The organism is Chryseobacterium sp. T20 (assembly GCF_047345655.1).
Taxonomy (GTDB): domain Bacteria; phylum Bacteroidota; class Bacteroidia; order Flavobacteriales; family Weeksellaceae; genus Chryseobacterium.
This window is the reverse complement of sequence record NZ_JBLFDU010000008.1, coordinates 188,903-205,774: the sequence shown is the minus strand read 5'-3', so window position 1 is coordinate 205,774 and position 16,872 is coordinate 188,903. Positions and strand designations below refer to the sequence as shown.

Sequence of the window (16,872 nt, the reverse complement as noted above, 5' to 3'; positions counted from 1 at the left end):
CATGACTTAAATGAGTAATAAATTTTTTAAAATACATGATAAATTTAGTTAAAAAATGTAGTAAAATGGAATAAATTTTCATTTAAAAACAAAAGTCAATACATTTGATATTTATTTTGTACAGATGATTTACTGGATTATTACGAGCGTGGCTGTTTTGACCGTTACCTTTTTTATAGTGATCAATATGAAGGCGTTTGGTGGAGTGCCAAAAGGGAAGAGGTTGAAGCGTATCAGACAGTCAAAACTCTATAAAAAGAGACAGTTTCAGAATATAAGCCATACACCTTCCATTACAGAAGGTTACAAGATGTCAAAAGTGACATATGATTTCTTTTTAGGTAAAAAAGATCCGTTGCTGAAGCCATTGAAAGAAATACCTTCTATTCATACTGATTTGAAAAATATTGATAGAAATCAGGATGTATTTATCTGGCTGGGGCATTCGTCTTATTATCTGCAGACCGATGGAGTTTCCTTTTTAATAGATCCTGTGCTGAGTCTGTATGGCTCACCTTTCAAATACTTTAATAAAGCTTTTAAAGGCTCAGATATTTTTAAACCTGAAGATATCCCCGGTATAGATTATCTGGTCATTACCCATGATCATTTTGACCATCTGGATTACCCAACCGTAAAATCTATCGAACAAAGAACAGGAATGGCTATTGTACCTTTGGGAGTAGGTGCACATCTGGAAAGATGGGGGTATGCTGAAAATAAGCTTATTGAAGAAGAATGGGGAACAGAAGTTGCCCTGAAAAATGATATGAAAATTGCTTTTACTCCTGCCAGGCATTTTTCCGGCAGAAGGGTAAGACAGAATGATACCCTTTGGACTTCGTATGTTCTGATAACGCCTACAAAGAGAATATTCTTAGGAGGAGATAGTGGCTATGATTCCCATTTTAAAACGATTGGCGAGCAATATGGACCTTTCGATTATGCTATTCTTGAAAATGGACAATATGGAGAAGCATGGAGGTATATCCATACATTACCGGAAGATGTTATTCAGGCTGGCATTGATCTGAAAACAGAGCATATTCTTCCTGTTCATGCTGCAAAATTTGCATTAGCACTTCATCCATGGAATGAACCTTTACAAAAGATAACGGCTCTTGGAAAAGAAAAAAAACTAAATATCCTCACTCCGAAGATCGGCGAGGTAGTAGATCTGAATCAGTCAGAACAACAATTTACAGCCTGGTGGGAAAGCTGATCAGGCATGCCAGATTTCTTTATATCTTGCGGGATGATTTTCAAACTGCTGTCTTACAAAATCACATTCCGGGTCTACAAGCAAATCTTTCTCTTCCGCGTAGCGTACCAGCTCATCCAGTAATAGTTTAGCATATCCTTTTCCCTCACGCTCTTCGTCAAGTTTCGTATAATATACAATAAGCAGTCTTCCGTCAACCTCTATGGACATATAACCTGCCTTTTTCCCGTCTATAAGTAGCTGCAATTCATCCTGATATTGAGATACCTGAAACTTTATATTTTCCATAACAATGAAGATTTGGTTGATTAAAAATAATTTGAGAAGATTTCTTTAAAAACATTCTCTCCATTAAAATTACGAAATTAAATCATATGAAATAATAGTTTTTGGAGATCTTAACGAATTTTATAACATAAATGGTAATTAGATAAAAGATAAAAGATAAAAGATAAAAGATAAAAGATAAAAGATGTTGTTAAAATTCAATAGAGGTAGGTTTTAACCCGCCTAACAATAAAATATCGATCCATTGGCTTTAGCCAAAACTTAAAAATATAGATTTTAAGCCTCCAAATTTAAATATTCAATCCATTGATTATTAATGTTTTTTTTACTTTTATTGTCTAATAAAACTCATCACTTTTTAATTCTATTTTAAACTCATCAACATTCAATAATTTGATGAAATAAAAGAAAATATTTCAAAGATAATCAGTTGTTTGTCGTTTTTCTTAACAAATATTAGTATTTGTAATTAAGAATTGGCACTTTAATTGACTATCACTTGATAACTATTTTTAAAGTGGAATGAAATGAAAAAGTTAATATTAACAGCATTATTGGTCGGGACATTCAGTTTAAGTTATGCCCAATCAGATTATTATAATGACTACAGAAGGAGTATTTCGGATATCAACTGGCAAAGAGTCATTACTGACCTTGTGCTTTCAACAACGCAGGCCAATCAAATCTATGTACTGAATGACAGATACCATGATTATGATACCTGGAACAGAGTGTATGTTGTAGAACCGGGAAGATGGAGAAACGACCGTTATTCAGAGTTGGAAAGAATTCTGGGTAGAGAAAAGTATATCATCTTTAAAAAGAAATACTACAGAGGACAAAACCCTGTAATCGTTTATGGAAGAAACAAAAACGATTATAAAAAATACCGTAAACAACAGGAGAAGTATTATAAAAATCAGGAGAAATACTACAAAAAACAAAATAAACATCATGGTCACGGACATGATGATGATTGGGACTAAAATATTATCAACTCAATATTCACTTTTAAATGGCTGGCAGGATTGTCAGCCATTTAATTTTTTAATCCCATAATTATTGTGATTTAATTTGTTTGATTTTTATAACTTTGATCTATGGAATCACACGAATCACTGAATGGTTTTTATGAAAGGAATGCTTCTAATCTGGCATCTCAATGTATTGGGGTGAATAAAATGGGGCACTTCAATGTCTTTTCACGAGAGTATTGCTCTCCGCACACTCCTTACAGCAGGAGAGATTATTATAAAATATCTTTGATCATAGGAAAAGGAAAGCTTCATTATGCTGATAAATGGATCAAAGTAGATCGTCCCGCCTTATTGTTTTCCAATCCCATTATTCCTTATTCCTGGGAAGCGGATGATGAAGATCAGAAAGGCTGGTTCTGCCTCTTTACCGATCAGTTTCTGCACAATGGAAGCCGTATGGGAAACCTTCAGGATTCTCCGCTGTTCAAAATTGGGGGAACTCCGGTTTTCTTTGTCGATGAAGAACAGCAGACGATACTTTCTGAGATGTATACCAAAATGATGACGGAGATTCAGTCGGATTATATTCACAAATATGATATGTTGAGAGCATACCTTCATCTGATGATTCATGAAACGATGAGAATGCAGCCGGCGGAAAGTTTTGAACCTTATCAGAATGCTTCACAAAGAGTGGCTTCCTTATTTATGGAACTATTGGAAAGACAGTTTCCTATCGACAGCCCAGAGGCCTTTTTGAAATTAAAAACTCCGAATGATTATGCGCAGAGTCTTTCCATTCATGTGAATTCTTTGAACCGTTCGGTAAAAGAGATTACAGGGAAAACAACCAGTCAGCAGATTACCGGAAGAATTATCCAGGAAGCCAATGCCTTATTGAAACATACAGATTGGAATATTTCTGAGATTGCCTATGGATTAGGCTTTGAAGAACCTGCTTATTTCACCAATTACTTTAAAAAACAAACCGGAATTACTCCCAATGCACTAAGAATGGATGTTGTTTGAATTTTATAATTCTTAGTTTGAATTCTATATCGTGGTTGGTTTCCGGATGTTCTAATTTTGTCATATAAAATTAAATCATACCTATCATGAAATTTAAAAAATTAGGAAACACAGAAGAACAGTTATCAGCAATCGGTTTAGGATGTATGGGAATGAGCTTTGCTTATGGTCCTACAGACGAGCAGGAAAGTATCAACACCCTGCACAGAGCACTGGATTTAGGCGTCAACTTTTGGGATACTGCAGATATGTATGCCAATGGAGAAAATGAAAAACTGATCTCAAAAGTTTTAGTACCGAACAGAGATAAGATTTTTATTGCCACCAAATTCGGATTCAGGTTTAAAGATGGTAAAGCAAGTCACAGTGGAGCTCCCGGAACATATTTTGACGGTTCTCCGGAATGGATCAGACAGGCAGTAGATCTAAGTCTTCAAAGATTAAAGATTGATACTATTGATTTGTATTATGCCCACAGAGTAGATCCCAATGTGCCTGTAGAAGAAACAGTAGGAGCTATGGCAGAGTTGGTGAAAGCAGGAAAAGTGAAATATATCGGATTATCTGAAGCTTCTGCAGAATCGATTAGAAAAGCTAACAAAATTCACCCTATTGCAGCATTACAGTCAGAATATTCTATCCTTACCAAAGATGTTGAAAAAGAGATTTTACCGACCATCAGAGAGCTTGGAATTTCCTTAGTGCCTTATTCTCCATTGGCTAGAGGACTTTTTACCAATATTTATGAAGTGCAGAATTTGGGTGATGATGACTTCAGAAAATCACTACCTCGTTACCAGCAGGAATATCTTGAAAATAATACTAAACTGGCAAACGAGATCAACGAGTTGGCAGCTTCCAAAGGAGTAAAAGGAACTCAGCTGGCACTAGCATGGGTATTGAATCAGGGAGACGATATTATCCCGATTCCTGGAACAAAAAGAATTAAATATCTTGAAGAAAATATTGCTGCAGTCAATATTGAACTTTCCCAATCAGATCTGGATACCATTGATGCAATCCTGAAAAAGTACCCGAACGTAGGGGAAAGATATACAGAAGGTTCCATGAAACTTGTGAACAACTAAAGACAATTCATATAAAAACTGAGTTCCTGATAATGAAGGAACTCAGTTTTTTTGTTTTAAATTTTAAAATGAAAAGCATTCGGCTATGAACAGAAGGGAATTATTAAAGAACGGATTATTGGCAGGAACATTGAGCATGGTTCCTTTTTCCAGCTTAATGGCACAGTCTAAAACAACTGTTGAAAAAACTGGAGACGACCTTTCCGGTTTTAAAAAATTAAAGCTTGGAGAACTGGAACTTTTTGTCCTGACAGACGGATATATTCATGAAGAAAACCTGAACTCATTTGCTCCGAGAGGAACTGTTTCAGAATTGAAATCAATCCTTAAAAACAATTTCAGACCGGAGAATTATATCGATATGGCGATGAATATTCTATTGGTTAAAACAAAAAATAAACTCATCTTATTCGATACGGGAATGGGGATTTTTGCTGATGAAAGAACAGGATTTCTATTAAAAAGTCTCCAAAAAGCAGGATTTTCTGCGAAAGATATTACCGATGTTTTTATCTCTCATGCCCATCCGGACCATATCGGAGGAGTCATAGATAAACAGAATCAATTTATTTTTCCCAATGCCAATATTTTTATTTCTAAGATAGAACATGATTTCTGGATGAAAGCTTCTATCAAAGATTTCAGTAACAGTGCTCTGAAAACACAACCTGAATTTCTTAATCAGGTTATCCCGGCAGTACAGAATATTCTGAAAACCATCCAGCCTAAACTGAAATTTTATGACCTTAATCATCCACTGTATGATTATTTTAGTTTCCAGTTAGCTCCCGGTCATACCCCAGGTTTAACGGTGACAACCATTTCTTCAGGAAATGAAAAGTTAATCTATATCGCAGATTTGATTCATTCTGATGTAGTTCTTTTCCCACATCCTGAATGGGGCTATTTTGGTGACACTGATCTGGATATCGCAACGGCATCAAGAAAAAAACTCCTTCAGCAACTGGCAGATACCAAAATCAGAGTATTTGCTTATCATTTACCATGGCCAGGTTTGGGATACACAAAGAAAAAAGCAATAGCATTTGAATGGTTCCCGGAAAGTTTTATGAATTAGGTAATAGGTAGAAGGTAGCAGGTCGTAGGTGAGAGGTAAAGAGGATTAGGAATAAGAAATACATTAACCTTGATTAATAAATATGTACTCAGCATTCCCCTCCTCCGGAGGGGTGGCAAAAATTCAAAGAATTTTTGACGGGGTGGTTAATCAATAGCACCGGACTTTAGTCCGCTCTCACAAACAACGCTCATTCATTGGGCTTCAGCCCAAACTTATAAAACAACAGATCCTTCCAGGCAACGGAAGGATCTGTTTCAAACATAAGAAAAAATTAGAATTGTATGCCTATCAAGCCTCTCTAAATACCATTTCAGGAGAATACAGCTTTCTGAACATTATATAAGTTACTGTTAGCACAGAAAAAGCGATTATTGCATCTACTGTAGAAGGAAAACCAAGCACAGCAATTTTCGAAAAGAAAGCGAAAAGGATGTCAAAAAACATTCCTGCAAATACCCATTCTTTCAATCTTAATAATCTATTGGGAAGCAGCAAAACCAGAACTCCTGCAATTTTAAAAACTCCCAATATATAAATGAAATGAGGCGGATAACCTAGCTGTTGAGTAATGTCCCATACCACCGGATTCTTTGTCAGTTCAAAGAAACCGCTGGCTCCAAACCATAATGACATATAAATAGCGCCTGCCCAATAGATGATTTTTGTTGTTTTTGTTTTCATTATCGTAATTTTTAGTATTGATTAAATTGTATATTATTTTATTTAAAAGCAGTTTTTGCTGATCCTGAAATTTCTCCGGTTTTCATATTCTGAATAAAAGCGATGACTTCCCAGTTTTCAGGAGAGAAACCTTCCGGAAGTTTGAATGTTGTTTTCCCTTCCTGTTGCTTATTCAATGAGATTGTGTTTTGCTTGTGAACAATCTGCCAGTGATGCAGATGACGTCCTTCATTTTCACCTTTTCCTACCTGAGTAGAAGAATGTTTTTCCACCAGATTAACGAGAAGTATATTCTGAGGATCGATGGAAGGTGCTTTATACTGGATAGTAACTGCATTCTGAGAAACGGTTGCAGATAATTCTACATTTGTTTTTTTAGAAGTAAACAAGGCTTTTTGAATGGCATTTTTGATATTGTTTTCATCGGAGCCTACGAATTCTGTTTTTCCGTTTACTACCAGCTGCGGAGTATAAACCTGCGAATTCAATATACGGCTGTACTGCTGTTGCCGTTGAGAGTTTTCAGAATTACTGAATCGGTCTTTCCATCCAAGGCGGTTCCAGTAATCCACATGGTAGGAGAGTAGATACACAGGTTCACCCTTATATTCTTTTTCAATTTTTCCCATCAGCTCATCTGCCGGAGGGCAACTGGAACACCCTTCTGAAGTAAAAAGTTCCAAAACAGCAAATCCATTATGCTCAGAAGTTTGAGATTGTGATGTCTTTTGTTCTTTATTTTGATGAATAAATGCTGAGGTAGCAAATAGTAATGTGGTGAAAGCACTTACTGTGATTAAGTTTTTTAGTATCATGTCTTTTAATTTGATTCAAAAGTAGATACTCTGCAAAGGCAAAAGAATGCAAAAAAGGGTAAACCGGACAAATTAAGAGGTGAATCAGGAAATTGTGAAGGGAAGTATTTTAAGGCTGGATGCAGGAAGAGAGAGGAAGAAAGTTTTTGGAGTGCAAAAAGGAATTGATGTTTATATTTTTTGATAGTAAAAATATAAGCAATGAAGCTTAAAAAATTAAAGCAATAGAAAACCCTGATCATATCAATCAGGGTTATAATTTAAATAAGACTTTTATAGATTATAATGTCTTCAAGTACTTCCAGCACCCAACCTCCAGCTTCCTTTCTCCTTTACCTATCCTCCAGCCATGTAAAAAAACTATGGGTCTTTTCTTTATTAATCAAAAGTTTTTCAGGGGTTTCAATGGTAAGCTTTACCAGTATTTTACGCTGGAAATAATGTTCCATTTCCTTAATGGCTTTAAAATTAACAAGGTACTGTCGGTTGACTCTGAAGAACTGTTTATCAGAAACCTGTTCCGCTACCTGTCCCAAAGGCTGGGTAAGAGAAAACTGCTCTTTGGCAAATGTAACCAGATGGGTGATCTCATTGTGGATATAAAAATACGCAATGTCTTCAGTAGGAATCGTAGTATATTTCTGATTTTTAAAGACCAGGAAGTTACTTTTACCCGCAGGCTGATTCATTTTCTGTATGATAGATTCCAGATCCGGAAGATCGTTTTTCTGAAAGAATTTTTTCAATTCATCAACCTTTCTCAGGGCTTCAGCAATATCTTCTTTTGAAAATGGTTTTAAAACATAATCAACACCTTTACTTTTAAAAGCATCCAGCATATATTGATCAAAAGCAGTACAAAAAACCACAGGACAGGTGATCTCCACCGATTTGAAAATTTCAAAGGAAAGTCCGTCCGAAAGATGGATATCCATAAAAATAAGATCTGGCTTGATTTCCTTTAAGCCTTCAATACTTGTTTCAATACTGTCGTAAACACCCAGTATCTTTGAGTCCGGTTTTAAATCTGAAATTAAATTCTGAAGAGATTTCGCAGCCCGGAATTCATCTTCAATAATGATTATATTCATGGATTAATGGTAATTTTATCTGAAACGTTTTTTCGTCTGAATTAATAGTAATGTCCTTTTCCAGCAAATGTTTGTAACGCATTTTAATATTGTCCAGCCCAACTCCCAAAGAATCTTCGGGATTCACTTTTCGCTGTATAGGATTTTCAATCACAATATGATCATCAGCAGTATAAATTTTAATATGTAAAGGTTTGCTCTGCGAAACAATATTATGTTTGATACAGTTCTCCACCAAAAGCTGAAGCGTAAAAGGAGGAATAAGGGTTTGAGCAGTTTCTTTTCCAAGTTCGTTGGTGAACTTAATTCCTTCTCCAAAACGGGCTTTCTGAAGGAATAAATAAGAATCTACTATTTTCATTTCTTCCTGAACGCTGATGAGGTCCAGTTTTCTGCTTTCAAGAGTAAATCGGTAAAAATCAGACAGTTTTATAATGAAATCAACAGTTTCTTCATCACGGGTTTCTGCCATCAGTTTTAACGTGTTCAGACTGTTGAAAAGAAAATGAGGATTGATCTGTTGCTTTAATAATTCATATTGAGCTCCTAAATTGTCACTTTTTACCTTTTCCAGTTCAAGCTGTACCTGTTGTCCTGTGTAATTATTCTGAAGAAGGTTCAGGAACATATAGCACACCAGATTGATCAGGATTCCTCTTACCTCGATCATCAGCATCACCGGACCAAAATTAATATGGGAGAGAATCAGCTGTTGAATCCATGCCAGGCCAAACATAATCACCATCCCAAAAGCGAGGACCACCATCAATCTTGAATAGGAGATATGCTGCCTTCGTTTTTTCGTGCGGTTCAGCATATAAATATTGATGTACCACATGATCACCGAAAATGCTGCCGTAATGGCTGAGTTTACCAAAGCTTCTTTCCAGTTGAATTGATGGGATGCCAGCTGAGGTACGGATGATAAAATACCCAGGAAAATGGAGCTTATCCAAATAATGGCTTGGGAAATTTTTATTTTTTGCTGTTGCATGAAATCTGCTGATTTGAAAAGGTTAAATTAATCTTTTTTATTTAAAATATTATGATAAATAGTGAAACTGTAGTTTTTTATTAAGGTCTGCTTACAGGGTGGTAACTCATAAAATACTGTACTCTTTCTTCTTTATTGGGAGAGCTGTTTTGTGGCAGATCATTTTTAAGATCATAAGAAACGTTTCCTGCATTGTCAGCCTGAACAGTTTCAATACTTACCAATTCTCCGGTGATCGTTCCGCCCGTGTATTGAGGATTATCATGATATTTCCAAGTTACCAGTTTCATCACAGAACCAGCTTCTGGTGCCTGATTTTCTTTGGATAAAGATTCCAAAGCTTTTTCATTTCCATACAGTGCAGACATCGTTTTCTTCTTAGGGTTTAAAGAATTGGAGATGAATTTCAGATGACCAGGGTTAAAAACAACCCTTGAAAGTCCATTATTTGTATCATGATTTTCTTTGCTGCAAGCGGTAAAAGCTATAAGACTTACCAGTAAGATGAGGATGGTATTTTTCATTTTTTCTGTAAATTTTGGATTAATCTTTGGGTATTGACTTTCATCGGGACATCAAACAGATACCCTGTTTTTTCAGCTAATTGTCTGTGACAGGCAATGCAGGATTCTTTGGCGAAAGAAGCCGTTTTTCCTGTTGGATGGAGATCATCTCCTGAGAATTTCGCAAATCCCCAACCCTCAGTATCTTGATATTGCTTGGAATCTTTGACCATAAACTGCGCATTGATAAATTTCCCGGGTCTGATTTCTCCGTTAGGAAATTCCTGTTGTTTCCACACGGATTTTACCACAATACTTCCGTCCGGCCAAGGATGAAAATCTTCAGTTTCTACCGCTTTTACAGCGATGTCATTTCCATAGATTACACGGATGGAATTGTCAAAAAGAGTACTCATGCTGATCACTTTCCAGTTTTTAAAATCAGGAGTATATTGAACTCCATTGGGAGAAACCGGAAATTGAGCTGGAGTTATATCAGTTTTAACTGCAGAAGGTGAATTGGGCACAGTTTTATTTTGTACAGAAGGTTGTACTGAGGATAATGAAAGCGTATATTTTTTAATCGTTTCAATATCTTTTGCCGTAATCTTAGCCGAAGGATGCAGTAACGTGTATTCATGAAGAGGCATTTTTCCGCTTTGCATCATGTTCAGAATGGCGTACATTTTTCCCTGATGATCAGCCGGAGAGTACTTTTCCCATTCAGAAAAATTCAAAACTTCTCTGGCTCTTTGGATGTCTTTATTCACAGCCCAGGAAACAGGAGCTATTTGATCATACCAGCTCAAATTCTGCTGATTGGAATGGCAGTTGAAACATGAGTTTTCAAGAATACTGATCACTTCCTTTGGTGCCTCAATTTTTCCTGTAACCGGTTTTCCTTCCAAAGGTTTGCTGAATAACTGCAACCCTCCGAAAACTCCTAGTATAGCCAGAAATACAATGGCAATGGGATTTCTTTTTTTCTTTACGGTATCCATAATGAGTATTGTTTTATTTTCTGGATCAAAAGTAGGTGGGCAAGGCAAATTGTGAAACGGAAAACAGTCCGATCCGGACAAATCAAAAGGTGAATCCGGAAATTTTAACCCTGAAAATACAAAAGAAAAATCCCGATAGTTGGGCTACCGGGATTTAATAAAAACTATTGTTTATAAAGTAAGACCTCCGTCTATCACAATCTCAGTTCCTGTCACATATCCGGAAGAATCATTATCTGATAAATAAGTAACCAGTTTCGCAACTTCTTCAGCAGTTCCCATTTTCTTCAATGGAATCTGGTCTATAAGATGATTTTTAATATTTTTCAAAGTTTCTTCATCCAGACCAGCCTTATTCATTATTTCTGTTTTTATAGGCCCCGGACTTATCATGTTCACTCTGATTTTCCTTGGTGCTAATTCTGCAGCTGCCGTTTTGGCGATAGAATTCAACGCAGCTTTGCTTGCCTGATAAGCCGAACTGTTAGGTTTATAAGTAGAAGCAACAATAGAAGATAAAAAGATAACAGAAGCACCATCATTTAACAATGGAATGAATTTGCTTAATGTAAAATAAGCTCCCCTGAAATTAATATTCATCACCTGATCAAAATTTTCTGCATCCATATTTTCAATAGGAGTCAGAGTTCCGGTAATTCCTGCATTGATAAACAGAATATCTGCTTTACCGAACTTTTTCTCTACTTCTTTCTTCAACAGATCAATATCATCAAGATTAGACTGGTCTGCAATGAACGGGATTGCTCCAAGCTCCTGAGCTGCTTTTTCTACAGCTTCTTTTCGTCTTCCGGTAATGATCACGGTTGCTCCTTCTGAAATAAGTTCTTTGGCTGCAGCGAATCCTATTCCGCTATTTCCTCCTGTTACGACAGCCAATTTATGGGTTAATTTTTTCATTGTAAAATTTTTTGACAAAGTTATTTCAAAATGGTATACTTTTGTAACCAGTATCACAGAGTATACCAGTATCATTCGTGATATCACTTAACTTTGCAACTATGGAAAGAGATCAGACAGAAGAACTTAGAGCCTTGCAGGATACCCTTTATTTTATCGGAGGGAAATGGCGGATTCCTGTGATCAATTCATTGTGTAACGGAAACAGACGCTTCAGGGAAATTGAGCGAAGTATTCCCGGAATTACCACCAGAATGCTTTCCAAAGAACTGAAAGATATGGAGCTGAATAAACTGCTAAAACGTACCGTTTACCCGGAAACTCCTGTTTTAATAGAATATGAGCCCACAGAATACTGCCGGACTTTTGGAAACATCATTATGGAAATGATCAACTGGGGCAGAGAGCATAGGAGAGTGATCGTTGAGGATAGATAGGTGAGAGGTGGCAGGTTGCAGATGTTAGGTTGCAGGGATTAGGGATTCGCCGACCTCGATGAGTAAATAGGTACTCAATATTCCCCTCCTCTGGAGGGGTGGCAAAAGTTCTTTGAATTTTTGACGGGGTGGTTTTAACGGTATACTTTTGGCGGGGTGGTTTACTATGCAGATTGTATCCACAAAAAAAGCCCCTTAAAAAAGGAGCTTTCATTTATATCAAAACGAACAATTAAATTCCGTCAATGATTTCATTTAAAACAGTACTAGGTCTCATTGCTGCATACGTTTTATACGTATCAGTTTTGTAGTATCCTTCAATGTTCTGAGGTTTACCCTGAGCACCAATTAATTCAGCATTGATTACCTCTTCGTTTTCCTGCATTGCCTGAGCAACAGGAGCAAATTGAGCTGCCAATTCAGCATCTGCAGTCTGGTTAGCTAACGCTTCCGCCCAGTACATTGCTAAATAGAAGTGAGAACCTCTGTTATCAATCTGACCTACTTTTCTTGCAGGAGATTTGTCTGTCGCTAAGAATTTAGCATTAGCTTCATCCAATGCGTCAGCTAGAACCTGAGATTTCGTGTTCCCCTGAGTTTGTGCAAGGTGCTCTAAAGAAGCCTGAAGTGCTAAGAATTCACCAAGAGAATCCCATCTTAAATATCCTTCTTCTAAGAACTGCTCAACGTGTTTTGGAGCAGAACCTCCGGCACCTGTTTCAAATAAACCACCACCGTTCATCAATGGAACAATAGAAAGCATTTTTGCAGAAGTACCAAGCTCAAGGATTGGCAAAAGGTCTGTTAAATAATCTCTCAATACGTTTCCGGAAACAGAGATCGTATCTTTACCTTCTCTAGCTCTTTTCAACGTTTCAGTCATTGCATCTTTTACATCAAGGATTCTGATGTCAAGACCTGTTGTATCGTGATCAGCAAGATATTTTTCTACTTTTTTGATGATTTCTCTGTCGTGAGCTCTTCCTTTGTCTAACCAGAAGATAGCAGGAGTATCAGATAATCTTGATCTGTTTACTGCCAATTTTACCCAGTCCTGGATAGGTGCATCTTTAGTCTGACACATTCTGAAGATGTCATCTTTTTCTACTTTCTGAGAAAGAAGAACGTTTCCAGCTTCGTCCTGAACCTCTACAGTTCCGTCAGCAGCTAATTGGAAAGTTTTATCGTGAGATCCGTATTCTTCAGCTTTTTGAGCCATTAAACCTACGTTTGGAACAGATCCCATTGTTGTAGGGTCTAATTTTCCGTGCGCTTTCATATCGTCAATTACCGACTGATAGAAACCTGCGTAAGAACGGTCTGGAATGATACAAACAGTATCTTCTTCGTTTCCGTCTTTGTTCCACATTTTACCTCCACCTCTTACAAGAGCAGCCATAGAGGCATCAACGATAATGTCAGAAGGTACGTGGAAGTTAGTGATTCCTTTATCAGAATTTACCATTGCCACTCTAGGTCCTTCAGCAAGAGCTTTTTCAATATCAGCTTTGATATCAGCTTCCTGAGCATTTCCTTTGATTTTATCGAAAAGATCAGCAAGACCATTATTTGGATTGATGTCTAAAGACTTGAAAGTCTCAGCATATTTAATAAATACTTCTTTGAAGAAAGTCTCAACGATAGCCCCGAAAATGATTGGGTCAGAGATTTTCATCATCGTTGCTTTAAGGTGAGCAGAAAGAAGTACATTTCTTTTCTTAGCTTCCTCGATAGCTTCCTGAACGAATGCTCTTAATGCATTTAAGTTCATTACAGAAGAATCAATTACTTCACCAGCCTGAAGACCTGCGAAGTCTTTTAATACAGATTCAGAACCATCATTACCTTTGAATACGATTCTGTATTTGGTAGCATTTTCTAATGTTGTAGAAGTTTCTGTACCGTAGAAATCACCATTATTCATGTGAGCTACATCAGTTTTGCTGTCAGATGCCCAGTTACCCATTCTGTGAGGGTTTGCTTTTGCATAGTTTTTAACAGCTTTTGGAGCACGTCTGTCAGAGTTTCCTTCTCTTAATACAGGGTTTACAGCACTTCCTAATACTTTAGCATATTTAGCTTTGATTGCTTTTTCTTCGTCATTTTTAGGCTCTGCAGGATAGTTTGGAACTGCGAAACCTTTACCTTGTAATTCAGCAATAGCTGCATCCAATTGAGGTACAGAAGCAGAAATGTTAGGTAGCTTAATGATGTTCGCATCAGGTTGTGTTGCCAATTCTCCCAGTTCTGCCAAAGCATCACCAATTTTCTGATCGTCTTTTAAAAACTCAGGGAAGTTAGCTAAAATTCTTCCTGCCAGAGAAATATCCGGAACTGCAATTTCGATATCTGCTGATTTTGTGAAAGCTTTTACGATAGGTAAAAACGAGTGAGTAGCCAGCATTGGAGCTTCATCAGTAAGTGTGTAATAGATTTTTGATTTTTCTGACATTATACTGTAATTTTTTATTTGAAATTTTAAGTCCCACAAATTTAGTAAATATCATTGTTTTATTTAAGATATTTCCATAAAAAAAAGAAGCTTTTGACTCTTTAATTTTATATCTGTATAATTTATGCTTCACTTCCTTTCATAATTATTTTAAAAACAATTTTACAATTTTCATAAGCTGAACTTTTTGTTCATAAAATCTTCTTTTTCCTGACTATAGAAATTGTGAATTTTTTGTTTGGAAACTTGATTATCAAATGGATGAATTTTATTTTCACTTTAAGATTAATTTAATCATAATAAAACGGATAAAATTTTCTTTTTTGATTAAATTTGAAAAACTTTAAAAATAAATATTATGTCGACGACAATCACTTTAAAAGGAAACGAAGTACACACAATAGGAACATTGCCATCAGTAGGAACCACTGTAAAAGACTTTACACTGGTAGATTCAGGGTTGGCTGTAAAAACTCTTGACACTTTTGCAGGAAAGAAAAAAGTATTCAATATTTTCCCAAGTATTGACACACCTACTTGTGCTGCTTCTTCCAGAAAATTCAATGAAGAGGCTTCAAAACTTGATAATACAGTGGTGATCAACGTTTCTAAAGACCTTCCATTTGCATTAGGAAGATTCTGTGCTGCTGAAGGATTGAATAATGTGGAAACGCTTTCAGATTTCAGAAGCAGCTTCGGAGATGATTATGAAGTGACGATTGCAGACTCTCCTTTGAAAGGATTATTGAGCCGTGCGGTAATTGTTACTGACGAAAACAATAAAGTAGTTTATACAGAGCAGGTTCCGGAAATTGCCAATGAACCTAATTACGATGCTGCTCTTGCCGCATTGAAATAATAAAATTATTTTTGTAGAAAAGCCTTGTGAATGTAAATTTTGCGAGGCTTTTTTTGAATATAACACCTAATCAAATCACACCAAATGACGTCAAATAATTATCAGAAATATGGAGAACTTTTTCAGGTAGACTCCGATCATTTTGAAGAATTCTATGCTTTACTGCAGGATACGAGACTTTTAAAATCAGATTTTTTTCTCAAACAGGGAGAAAAATGTAAATATCTGGGCTTTATTAAAAAAGGAACCATCAGATCTTTTTACATCAACGATCAGGGACGCGAAATCAATTTCGGATTTTATTTTGAAAATGAATTTTTTACCGATTATGAAAGCATCCTTTGTGATACTGTATCCAATATGAATATTCAAGCCCTTGAAAACTGTGAAATTCTACTGCTGAGCAAAGAACATTTACAGGATTTATACAAAAAAGAAGCGTACTGGCAGCAGTTCGGAAGAGTAATGAGTGAAAAGATTTATCTGGATGCCAAAAAACGAATTGATGATCTTTTGTGCTTTTCCCCTGAAAACAGATATCTTAATTTAGTCAAAAAACAACCTGCACTCTTTCAGAAAATTGCCCAGAAACACATTGCCAGTTACCTTGGCGTAACAGAACAATCACTCAGCCGTATCAGAAGCCGAATCGTTAATTAACTTAAGTTAACGTTCACTGATGTTTTAAACCGTAGCTTTATCATCATCAAACATCATCAAATTTTAACACAATCATTATGGAACAAAAAGATTTAACCATTATTTTGGTACACGGAGCATGGGGAGACGGATCACACTGGCAGTACATTATCCCTTCACTGACAAAAGCAGGGTATAAAGTAAGAAGTGTTCAGAATCCATTAACATCGTTGCAGGACGATATTAATAAGACAAAAGATCTTATCGATGCCCAAGATGGCAAAGTACTTTTAGTAGGACACTCTTATGGTGGTGCTGTTATTTCAGGAGCCGGACATCATGATAAAGTTGCAGGACTGGTTTATATTGCGGCTTTCGCGCCAGATGCAGGAGACAGTCTCGGATCTCTGTTAGGAAGAAGAGAATCTCCGGGTGGAGCAAGTATTTATCCGGATAGCAAAGGCTTTTTATGGATTAAATATGATGAATTCAAATCGGCTTTCTGTCAGGACTTAGACGATGAAAAAGCACTGGTAATGTCATTGTCACAAAAGCCTATTCACGGACAGTGTTTTGGTGACGTAGCGGGTGAACCAGCATGGAAAACTCGACCAAGTTGGTATCAGATTTCGTTGCAGGACCGCATGATTCCCGCAGAAACAGAAAAAGAGATGGCAGAACGTCTTGAGCCGAAGAAAATAATTTCTTTAGATGCAGGACATGCTTCATTGGCATCACATCCGGAAGAAGTTACTCAACTGATTTTAGAAGCAGCGGCAGCTGTTTAAATACAATAA

General features: G+C 36.5%; 18 protein-coding genes. 9 read left to right on the top strand and 9 right to left on the bottom strand.

Annotation, left to right across the window (positions count from 1 at the left end; all coding sequences use genetic code 11):
- Positions 1–124: 124 nt before the first annotated feature.
- Complete coding sequence (locus ACMA47_RS17985; protein ID WP_413930901.1) at positions 125–1,222, top strand: MBL fold metallo-hydrolase; 1,098 nt, start codon at positions 125–127, stop codon at positions 1,220–1,222.
- On the opposite strand, the gene ACMA47_RS17980 is transcribed toward ACMA47_RS17985, so the two are convergent.
- Positions 1,223–1,510 carry a GNAT family N-acetyltransferase gene (locus tag ACMA47_RS17980; RefSeq protein ID WP_034697278.1) on the bottom strand — a complete coding sequence of 96 codons (288 nt, stop codon included), beginning with the start codon at positions 1,508–1,510 and terminating at the stop codon, positions 1,223–1,225. It abuts the gene before it with no gap.
- 527 nt (positions 1,511–2,037) lie between these two features.
- On the opposite strand from ACMA47_RS17980, the gene ACMA47_RS17975 reads away from it, so the two are divergent.
- From ACMA47_RS17975 to ACMA47_RS17960, 4 genes are all read left to right on the top strand, one after another.
- Positions 2,038–2,496, top strand: coding sequence for a hypothetical protein (locus tag ACMA47_RS17975; protein WP_034697280.1), 459 nt, complete (start codon positions 2,038–2,040; stop codon positions 2,494–2,496).
- 114 nt (positions 2,497–2,610) lie between these two features.
- On the top strand, positions 2,611–3,516 hold the full coding sequence (locus ACMA47_RS17970; protein WP_413930900.1) for a helix-turn-helix domain-containing protein: 906 nt from the start codon (positions 2,611–2,613) through the stop codon (positions 3,514–3,516).
- 86 nt (positions 3,517–3,602) lie between these two features.
- A complete protein-coding gene (locus tag ACMA47_RS17965) occupies positions 3,603–4,604 on the top strand; it encodes an aldo/keto reductase (protein ID WP_413930899.1) in 1,002 nt (333 codons plus the stop codon).
- Positions 4,605–4,689: 85 nt separating this feature from the next.
- The gene (locus ACMA47_RS17960; RefSeq protein WP_413930898.1) at positions 4,690–5,682 is read left to right on the top strand and encodes an MBL fold metallo-hydrolase; all 993 of its coding nucleotides are present in this window, start codon (positions 4,690–4,692) and stop codon (positions 5,680–5,682) included.
- A 291-nt stretch (positions 5,683–5,973) separates the two neighbouring features.
- On the opposite strand, the gene ACMA47_RS17955 is transcribed toward ACMA47_RS17960, so the two are convergent.
- From ACMA47_RS17955 to ACMA47_RS17925, 7 genes are all read right to left on the bottom strand, one after another.
- Complete coding sequence (locus tag ACMA47_RS17955) at positions 5,974–6,366, bottom strand: DoxX family protein (protein ID WP_413930897.1); 393 nt, start codon at positions 6,364–6,366, stop codon at positions 5,974–5,976.
- Positions 6,367–6,404: 38 nt separating this feature from the next.
- On the bottom strand, positions 6,405–7,181 hold the full coding sequence (locus tag ACMA47_RS17950; protein ID WP_413930896.1) for a DUF1223 domain-containing protein: 777 nt from the start codon (positions 7,179–7,181) through the stop codon (positions 6,405–6,407).
- 332 nt (positions 7,182–7,513) lie between these two features.
- Complete coding sequence (locus ACMA47_RS17945) at positions 7,514–8,272, bottom strand: LytR/AlgR family response regulator transcription factor (protein WP_413930895.1); 759 nt, start codon at positions 8,270–8,272, stop codon at positions 7,514–7,516.
- Positions 8,253–9,266, bottom strand: coding sequence for a sensor histidine kinase (locus tag ACMA47_RS17940; protein ID WP_413930894.1), 1,014 nt, complete (start codon positions 9,264–9,266; stop codon positions 8,253–8,255). The genes ACMA47_RS17945 and ACMA47_RS17940 overlap by 20 nt, the downstream gene beginning before the upstream one ends.
- Positions 9,267–9,346: 80 nt before the next feature.
- On the bottom strand, positions 9,347–9,790 hold the full coding sequence (locus ACMA47_RS17935) for a hypothetical protein (RefSeq protein ID WP_413930893.1): 444 nt from the start codon (positions 9,788–9,790) through the stop codon (positions 9,347–9,349).
- Positions 9,787–10,770: a heme-binding domain-containing protein gene (locus ACMA47_RS17930; RefSeq protein WP_413930892.1), complete on the bottom strand. Its 984-nt coding sequence runs from the start codon at positions 10,768–10,770 to the stop codon at positions 9,787–9,789. The genes ACMA47_RS17935 and ACMA47_RS17930 overlap by 4 nt, the downstream gene beginning before the upstream one ends.
- A gap of 171 nt (positions 10,771–10,941) precedes the next feature.
- Positions 10,942–11,688: an SDR family oxidoreductase gene (locus ACMA47_RS17925; RefSeq protein ID WP_413930891.1), complete on the bottom strand. Its 747-nt coding sequence runs from the start codon at positions 11,686–11,688 to the stop codon at positions 10,942–10,944.
- Positions 11,689–11,789: 101 nt separating this feature from the next.
- On the opposite strand from ACMA47_RS17925, the gene ACMA47_RS17920 reads away from it, so the two are divergent.
- A complete protein-coding gene (locus ACMA47_RS17920) occupies positions 11,790–12,125 on the top strand; it encodes a winged helix-turn-helix transcriptional regulator (RefSeq protein ID WP_034697290.1) in 336 nt (111 codons plus the stop codon).
- Between the two features lie 232 nt (positions 12,126–12,357).
- Here ACMA47_RS17920 and ACMA47_RS17915 read toward each other — a convergent pair whose 3' ends face one another.
- A complete protein-coding gene (locus ACMA47_RS17915; RefSeq protein ID WP_413930890.1) occupies positions 12,358–14,577 on the bottom strand; it encodes an NADP-dependent isocitrate dehydrogenase in 2,220 nt (739 codons plus the stop codon).
- A 358-nt stretch (positions 14,578–14,935) separates the two neighbouring features.
- Between ACMA47_RS17915 and tpx the strand changes: the two genes are divergently transcribed.
- The 3 genes from tpx to ACMA47_RS17900 all read left to right on the top strand — a co-directional run bounded on the left by tpx (position 14,936) and on the right by ACMA47_RS17900 (position 16,863).
- Positions 14,936–15,436, top strand: coding sequence for a thiol peroxidase (gene tpx / locus ACMA47_RS17910; RefSeq protein WP_413930889.1), 501 nt, complete (start codon positions 14,936–14,938; stop codon positions 15,434–15,436).
- An 84-nt stretch (positions 15,437–15,520) separates the two neighbouring features.
- Positions 15,521–16,096: a Crp/Fnr family transcriptional regulator gene (locus ACMA47_RS17905; protein ID WP_413930888.1), complete on the top strand. Its 576-nt coding sequence runs from the start codon at positions 15,521–15,523 to the stop codon at positions 16,094–16,096.
- 77 nt (positions 16,097–16,173) lie between these two features.
- On the top strand, positions 16,174–16,863 hold the full coding sequence (locus ACMA47_RS17900; RefSeq protein WP_413930887.1) for an alpha/beta hydrolase: 690 nt from the start codon (positions 16,174–16,176) through the stop codon (positions 16,861–16,863).
- Positions 16,864–16,872 lie beyond the last annotated feature (9 nt).

Excerpts from the sequence above, each read along its gene's own strand:
- ACMA47_RS17985 (WP_413930901.1), top strand. The coding sequence starts at position 125 with ATGATTTACTGGATTATTACGAGCGTGGCTGTTTTGACCGTTACCTTT.
- ACMA47_RS17980 (WP_034697278.1), bottom strand. The coding sequence starts at position 1,510 with ATGGAAAATATAAAGTTTCAGGTATCTCAATATCAGGATGAATTGCAG.
- ACMA47_RS17975 (WP_034697280.1), top strand. The coding sequence starts at position 2,038 with ATGAAAAAGTTAATATTAACAGCATTATTGGTCGGGACATTCAGTTTA.
- ACMA47_RS17970 (WP_413930900.1), top strand. The coding sequence starts at position 2,611 with ATGGAATCACACGAATCACTGAATGGTTTTTATGAAAGGAATGCTTCT.
- ACMA47_RS17965 (WP_413930899.1), top strand. The coding sequence starts at position 3,603 with ATGAAATTTAAAAAATTAGGAAACACAGAAGAACAGTTATCAGCAATC.
- ACMA47_RS17960 (WP_413930898.1), top strand. The coding sequence starts at position 4,690 with ATGAACAGAAGGGAATTATTAAAGAACGGATTATTGGCAGGAACATTG.
- ACMA47_RS17955 (WP_413930897.1), bottom strand. The coding sequence starts at position 6,366 with ATGAAAACAAAAACAACAAAAATCATCTATTGGGCAGGCGCTATTTAT.
- ACMA47_RS17950 (WP_413930896.1), bottom strand. The coding sequence starts at position 7,181 with ATGATACTAAAAAACTTAATCACAGTAAGTGCTTTCACCACATTACTA.
- ACMA47_RS17945 (WP_413930895.1), bottom strand. The coding sequence starts at position 8,272 with ATGAATATAATCATTATTGAAGATGAATTCCGGGCTGCGAAATCTCTT.
- ACMA47_RS17940 (WP_413930894.1), bottom strand. The coding sequence starts at position 9,266 with ATGCAACAGCAAAAAATAAAAATTTCCCAAGCCATTATTTGGATAAGC.
- ACMA47_RS17935 (WP_413930893.1), bottom strand. The coding sequence starts at position 9,790 with ATGAAAAATACCATCCTCATCTTACTGGTAAGTCTTATAGCTTTTACC.
- ACMA47_RS17930 (WP_413930892.1), bottom strand. The coding sequence starts at position 10,770 with ATGGATACCGTAAAGAAAAAAAGAAATCCCATTGCCATTGTATTTCTG.
- ACMA47_RS17925 (WP_413930891.1), bottom strand. The coding sequence starts at position 11,688 with ATGAAAAAATTAACCCATAAATTGGCTGTCGTAACAGGAGGAAATAGC.
- ACMA47_RS17920 (WP_034697290.1), top strand. The coding sequence starts at position 11,790 with ATGGAAAGAGATCAGACAGAAGAACTTAGAGCCTTGCAGGATACCCTT.
- ACMA47_RS17915 (WP_413930890.1), bottom strand. The coding sequence starts at position 14,577 with ATGTCAGAAAAATCAAAAATCTATTACACACTTACTGATGAAGCTCCA.
- tpx (WP_413930889.1), top strand. The coding sequence starts at position 14,936 with ATGTCGACGACAATCACTTTAAAAGGAAACGAAGTACACACAATAGGA.
- ACMA47_RS17905 (WP_413930888.1), top strand. The coding sequence starts at position 15,521 with ATGACGTCAAATAATTATCAGAAATATGGAGAACTTTTTCAGGTAGAC.
- ACMA47_RS17900 (WP_413930887.1), top strand. The coding sequence starts at position 16,174 with ATGGAACAAAAAGATTTAACCATTATTTTGGTACACGGAGCATGGGGA.